The sequence below is a fragment of the Methylomonas rosea genome, from assembly GCF_024505055.1.
Taxonomy (GTDB): Bacteria; Pseudomonadota; Gammaproteobacteria; order Methylococcales; family Methylomonadaceae; genus Methylomonas; species Methylomonas rosea.
On sequence record NZ_JANIBL010000061.1, the window covers coordinates 24701 to 31428 of the forward strand.

5 protein-coding genes are annotated in these 6728 nt (G+C 44.8%); 1 reads left to right on the top strand and 4 read right to left on the bottom strand.

The features are described from left to right. Positions 1 to 10: 10 nt before the first annotated feature. The gene (locus NP589_RS17295) at positions 11 to 3274 is read right to left on the bottom strand and encodes a chemotaxis protein CheB (RefSeq protein ID WP_256608108.1); all 3264 of its coding nucleotides are present in this window, start codon (positions 3272 to 3274) and stop codon (positions 11 to 13) included. Positions 3275 to 3354: 80 nt separating this feature from the next. Then, the gene (locus tag NP589_RS17300) at positions 3355 to 3939 is read right to left on the bottom strand and encodes a PAS domain-containing protein (RefSeq protein WP_256608109.1); all 585 of its coding nucleotides are present in this window, start codon (positions 3937 to 3939) and stop codon (positions 3355 to 3357) included. Between the two features lie 497 nt (positions 3940 to 4436). Here NP589_RS17300 and NP589_RS17305 point away from each other — a divergent pair, with 497 nt between their 5' ends. After that, positions 4437 to 5375: a hypothetical protein gene (locus tag NP589_RS17305; protein ID WP_256608110.1), complete on the top strand. Its 939-nt coding sequence runs from the start codon at positions 4437 to 4439 to the stop codon at positions 5373 to 5375. A 57-nt stretch (positions 5376 to 5432) separates the two neighbouring features. On the opposite strand, the gene NP589_RS17310 is transcribed toward NP589_RS17305, so the two are convergent. Continuing rightward, positions 5433 to 5909: a copper resistance protein NlpE gene (locus tag NP589_RS17310; RefSeq protein ID WP_256608111.1), complete on the bottom strand. Its 477-nt coding sequence runs from the start codon at positions 5907 to 5909 to the stop codon at positions 5433 to 5435. Positions 5910 to 6196: 287 nt separating this feature from the next. Next, positions 6197 to 6529, bottom strand: coding sequence for a hypothetical protein (locus tag NP589_RS17315; protein ID WP_064009943.1), 333 nt, complete (start codon positions 6527 to 6529; stop codon positions 6197 to 6199). Between the last annotated feature and the right edge of the window lie 199 nt (positions 6530 to 6728).

The window sequence follows — 6728 nt, forward strand, 5'->3', positions numbered from 1 at the left end:
TATTAATTGCTCAGTGCACCGCTTTTTCGCTGCTGACAATTAACAACGCTTCTCCTGAACGATTACCCAATACCGTCGCATGCATGCGCACCGGAATGATCTTCTGGTCCTTGGTGACGCGTTTGGTCTTGATACTTTTCACGCCGCCACCGAGTATCAATTCCTGAACCAGTTGCTGAGTAATGGCCCGTTCATCGTCCGAAACGATCTCTGTAAACGTCATACTGGCGGCATCCAAACTATCCCAACCATATAAGGTTTCGGCGCCCTTATTCCAAGCCGTAATTTTACCGGACACCTCAAAAAGGATGATCGCTTCATCGGTGTCCATCACTATCGTCGCCAGTTTTTGCAAACAATTTAAACATTCCTGTTTTTCGACTTGATGTTGGTGAACGTAGTCGCGCTCAGTTAAAGCGATTAACTCTCTGGCCGAGTTCTCCGCTTGGAACATGCAAGCCGACGCCGAAACGTGCACCACCTTTCCGGATTTGGTGAGCCGTCTGGCCTGAAAAGACGGCAAGGTGTTACCCACTTTCAGGTTGTTCAGACCTTGCTTGGCAAAATGTTTTTCCTCTTCCGGAATTAGATTGTAAAAATTCATCCCCAACGCATCATGCGCCGACCAGCCATAGAGTTTCTCGGCAGCATGATTCCAGGTCACAATGGTACCGTCCGGATCGAGCAAGGTAATCGCATCATTGGAAAACTGTACAAACTTGGCCAGCCTGAGCGTTTCTTGCTCCTCACGCTTATGCAATTCCAGTTGCGCACTTTTCAGCTGATTGATGTCCACAAATGTCAGAATGACACCGGCGTTGACTTTGGCGGAAACCACGTAAGGAATCACCCGCAATAAATACCAGGTACCATTTTCCAGCTGAATTTCCTGATCAAAACAGTTGTGCCTATCATTGACACTTTTAACCACTGCAATCACATCGAGATTTTTAATGGTATGGGTTAGATGGTAAAACGGCCGCCCGAGATCGGTTTCCAAGATATGGAATATAGACTGTAGTTTGGGAGTAAAACGCCTGATATCCAGATTCTCATCTAAAAACAAGGTAGCGATATTCGTACTATTGAATAAATTATCCAGATCGTTATTCAATAAGGTCAGTTCGACTATCTTGCCCTGGTGTTCGGCATTGACGGTGTAAAGCTCTTCGTTAACCGATTGCAACTCCTCGTTGGTGCTCTGCAACTCCTCGTTACTCGCCAACAATTCTTCGTTGGTCGCCTGGAGCTCCTCATTGGAGGTTTCCAATTCTTCCACCGTTGCTTGCAGGTTTTCGCGGGTAAACTGTAATTCTTGCTCCAGATCGATGATGCGTTGTTTGGCATCTAAATTGACATCGTAGACCAAGGTTTCCGTCTCGCTGAAACAAGAAGGATCGACCGTCTCCGTGATCATCGCCGCCACTAAGATTTCTTGGCCCTTCTTACCCGGCAGAGGTTTAAATTGCAGCCTAAACGTCCGCAAACTGTCCTGCTCTCTGACCCGAATATTGGACAACACAATTTCGTTATTAGCTTTTAAGGCTTTTTGAATACCTGTGGAAATAGGTATGGATAAATCTTTTTTAACAATTTTACTGACGTTGCTCACCAGTTTGCCGCTGGGATAACTCAAATAATCCTTGGAATCGCCAAAAATATGGGATATCTCCATGTTCTCGTTGATTATCATCGTAAACGGCAATACATCGTTGGATATTGCCCTAATGAACCGATCCAATACCCTTTCTTCCTGACCACTAAGCGCATTCGATGAGCGCACAGAGCTTGGATACGGCGAGTAAGTCATTAAAGCACTGGGGGACGCGGTAAAACCCAGGGATTTATACTTCCCTTTGGAACGATATAGTTTTGATTTGGCACTTGCCACATCGAAAAACTCACCCATATCGCCTATTGTTTCACTGGTACCCAAAACCAGCAAACCTTCCTTAACGAGAGAAAAATTGAATAACTCCAATATTTTCTTCTGCAACACCGGCTGTAAGTAAATCAACACATTTCTACAGCTGAGTATATGAATATTGGTAAAAGGCGGATCTTTGATTAGATTATGTTGGGCAAACACCACCATTTCCCGAATTTTTTGACTGACCTGGAAATAATCTTCCCGGCGAATAAAATATTTTGACAAGAGCTTAGGTGGAATATCCGCAATAATACTTTCCGGATATTTACCATTACTGGCTTTCTCGATGGCCGTGAGATCAACATCGGTTGCAAAAATCTTCACGCGAAAGTAATGTCCGGAATACTCCCGGTATTCCGATAACAACATGGCCAAGGAATAGGCTTCCTCGCCGGTCGAACACGCAGTCACCCAAACTCGTAATTCATCTTCTTGTAATAATTTGACGACTTTTTTCAACCAATGCTCACGAATCTCGTCAAACACATGTTCGTCGCGAAAAAAACTGGTGACACCTATCAACAACTCCTGAAATAAAACCAAAACTTCGTGAGGATTTGTTTGCAATAAGTTTAAGTACTCGGATATATCTTTTAAATGATTGATGGATATGCGCCGTTCAATGCGCCTGACCACCGTATTGGGTTTATAAAAGGTAAAATCGATTTTGCACTTTTCCCTAAGAATCGAAAAAATCCGCGTGATGTCGCTATCGTCGGACGAGACGATATTCTTTTCCTGCAAGGTGGCATAAGGATGCTTAACAAAAGCCAGCAACTGATCGGGCATCTTCTCCGGCGGCAAACTAAAATCCGCCAAACCCGTAGCAAAAGCATTCTTGGGCATGCCATCGAATTTGGCGGAGTTTTCATCCTGCACCATCACCATGCCGCCAAACTCCTTGATAGAGCGAATACCACGGGTGCCATCACTGCCGGTACCCGACAAAATAATGCCTACCGCCAGTTCTCTCGCGTCCTCGCTCAAGGAACGCAAAAATATATCGATCGGCAGATTGATGCCTTTGCTGGGATCTTGCTCGGCCAGCAACAGCTGATTATGAAACACCGTGACGTTTTTTCGGGGCGGAATCAAGTAGACGGTGTCTCGCTCGATTTTCATGCCGTCTTCAATGCGCTTTACCGGCATGGCGGTATGTTTGGATAATAGCTCCGCCATCAAACTTTTATACTGCGGCGACAAATGCTGAATCACCACAAACGACAAGCCGCTATCGGCAGGCATATTCTTAAAAAATGCCTCAATCGCTTCCAAGCCTCCGGCCGAAGCGCCAATCCCGACAACATACTGCGGCGGCACTTTTACAGTGTTTTCATTATCCATAAAACCATGTTATTTAATATCAATCGTTTAAATTAATAAAGCCTTTGGACAACTTTACCTGCCATGCCGCGACAGATTTATCAAGGCTTATTTTCACCTGTTATCACATCGCTAATATTGGTGACTGTGACGATCAATTTACGCGATTTCAAATCAAACGATTCGCTCGCCGTATCGCTACCGTCATCCGCATTACCTTTAATTAAAGCAGGGAAAGGCAAGTTCTTATCCCCTTGTAAACGCAACTGCAAGCTTTTATTGGTTGGCGCTTTGAAAAAAGCGTCAAAACGGTGAATAAATATATTCTTGTCTTCTTCGAAAATTAGCTTGGAAAAATGCGTTTTCTGCAATTTACTGGCTTTATAGCCCAACATATCTGCAAAGGTATGATTCGCTTGTTCTATGAAGCCTTGATAATCTAGGGTTATAATACCAATCGGAACACAATGGTAGGTAAAATTTAATTTATTATTTAAACGGGACAATTCAAATTGCGCTTTTTGCAGCTCTTCATTCTGCATTTGCAATTCAATTTGATAAACTTGTAAATCATAAAATAAACGTTGAATTTCTTCCGGCGTAATACTACTGATTTCTTGAGGCGTAAAATCTACAATTTTCTCCGCCATTTCTTTTAATTTAGCAGCATGAGAATCTAATGTCATAACGGCATTTCCTTATTAATCTATTAATTTTTTGAACAATTTAGCGGAAAAATTCTAGTTCCCACTATTTCTACTCCCTATCGATTCGTCCACTTCTACCCTCTTCGGATTTTACCGATATCCTGCTGGCAACTTATTGATTTAACGCAGGGCGGATTCAGTACGCAGTAACCGGGCCACCCAGCGTATTCGGATTGTAATACAGTTCATATACTTGAACACTTGATCCCTGGAATTTGCAGGCATCAATAACCCTATTTTTTCCTTGAAAACTTATTTCAAGCGGTGAAATGCTTTCGGCTCCCGAAAAACCAGGTGTCCGACCAAATAAATCGCCTCCTTTTCAGAGCAAATACAGGCAAGCACAGCTTAGTTTTCCGCAAATTATCAGCACTGGCAAACACGGCAAATTAGCAGCGTTAACATCAGACCAATCAAAGCTTGTGTCATTTACGCCGCATTATGCTAACGTAAATTTTTTTTTGCTTGGAACCACGATGAAACGATCCACTCTCGCCATCATTCTGACATTATGTTCGTCGGGTGTTTTTGTCCAATCAGCCTTTGCACTCACTACGCCGGCAGAGCAGGATAAATTGCGCATTCATACCAGCATGCCCAGAAGAACCAGCGATTCGCTGTTTTCATACACGGCGGAATGGCGTATCGACGATGGCGAGCTGTATCGCTCTACCGGCTTGAGCTTTTTAAATGCACATAAATTTGATGATGCAACACAGCCTTACGCGGTCACGAAAAAGCTGCTCACATCGATGAAGGACGGCATGATTCAGCTCGATCCGAATTGGCGCGGCATCACCATTACTCAACCACCGGAACAAGCAGAATTGATCATCGCCAACAAAAATGGTTATTCGTTGACGACGGTAACGGTTAGAGATTACAGCAACCAGGGCTTACGTTTCGATCTTGCCGATAAAAACTTCAACGCCGACGGCGTGCAAGTGGCTCTTGATCTGGTGTTCAGTGCGGATGTGGAATATCTGGACGGTTTTAGTTCAAAAAAAGCCCTCACCGCCTCGCAAGGGGAAATCGAGATTAAGATAGACGATCAAAAACCGATTCATATCAAAACCGACGGTAAAACCACTCGCGAGCTCGAGCAAGAAATCGCCAAGCAGCTAAGTATCTCTCAACTTGCTGAAACCCCGCTGTATCCAGGCATGGTCAGCAACGATACCCGCAATAACAAGCCATTCGATGGCAGCGAAGTGCAATTTTTAAATCTTGCCGCCAAGTCGATTGCCATTGACATTACCGATCCGGCCTTGGGCGTACTCGCCAAATTCAAATTCAAAGACGAAAATCATTCGGTGAAGGTCGTGGAACCGCGTTTCATGCTTGGCGCGTTGGCCTTGACTGTGCTTTTAGCCATTGTCTATTTTCGGCGCAAAAACCAGCAGAAATCGATATAACCGTTCTAATGTCCGGGTGGCCGCTAGCGCACGCAGCCACCCGGCTTAAGGGTTAAATCAATGACCGGAATGTTCGGGCGGCGTATCGGTGACGCTGGTTCTACGCAACATATAGCGATCGGCAAGTTTGCCGGTAACCCGGTTACCGCTGCTATCCAACTGAATCAACGCATCTTTTTCAACCAGATATTGCTGCGAAGTTGAGCCGTTCTTTGGCGTCAAAACCAGAGTATTGGCTTTGTCGCCCGGGGCAAACTTGCCCTTTTCAGTAAACTCCCGTTCCGATTTCCCCAGAAATTGGGTCATCAGCAGATAACTGCCATTTTTGTTCAAAGCCAGAGTCGTCTTCACGCCGATGCAGTCGGCACAAGGAGTTAGGCCCGTATAAATCCCCGGCCAATCCAGGCTCTTGTGTTCTTGATGAGCATCCTTATGGTCCGCCCCCACCGTTTCGGCAAGCGCTGGATTAAAAGCCGAAAAAGCAGCCGTCACTAGAAAAATGACCACATTTTTTTTAAATTTAACTGTTCGCATATTTGCTCCTGGACAAACCGTCGCTAATAATAATTATTGAGTAGGTACCACGCTAGAAATCCTTTGTGCGCCAGAGTTCATTCGCGAAAAACCGCTAAGGGAAAATCGGCATGTTAACAACCAAAGAGCGCACTTTACCGGTTTCTATTAATGGGCCGAAGCGCACACTTTTGCTATATCAAGCCTCGCTTACAAACACACATGATTCCAACTGCCTATTGTGGCATAGCTGCAAAGGATTGACTGATTTCATATCGCCGAACGCATTTAGCCGGATTGCCAACCCCTTAAAACGGAAATACCGAAAGATTTAAACCTATCATCGCGACATTAAGAACAAATCCGTAGTTAGCCATGGTTTTTCGGAGTTTCGACTTGAACATCGCGACGGAAGCTAACCCTAAGCCAACCAGATCCATCACAATAAAGGCCACAATTAAGAAGCGTAAGCCGTCGCTGTTGGACACGCCATCCGTAGCGGCGTAGATGGGAAATAAAATAAACAACCAGATCACAAAGTTACAAGCCGCCAGCAATAACGCAGCATTCGAAAACCCGAGTAATCGATATTTCACATGGCGGGGCGGGGTTTCTTGAAATTCATCGATCGGTTGGTTCATTGTGGTTATCGCTGGTTAGTGATTCGGCACAGACTCTTGCAGGCACTTTTTTGGTTTGTCATGCCTGCGGGTCCTGGTAATTTTTATAGGGTCGAACTATCTATTTGCACCAAATAGTGACATGCCGACTCCGTCAACACCAGTTTTTTGACTTTTTGACACCCGCATCAGAGATTTCCAGCCGCGCAGTGTTACTAGT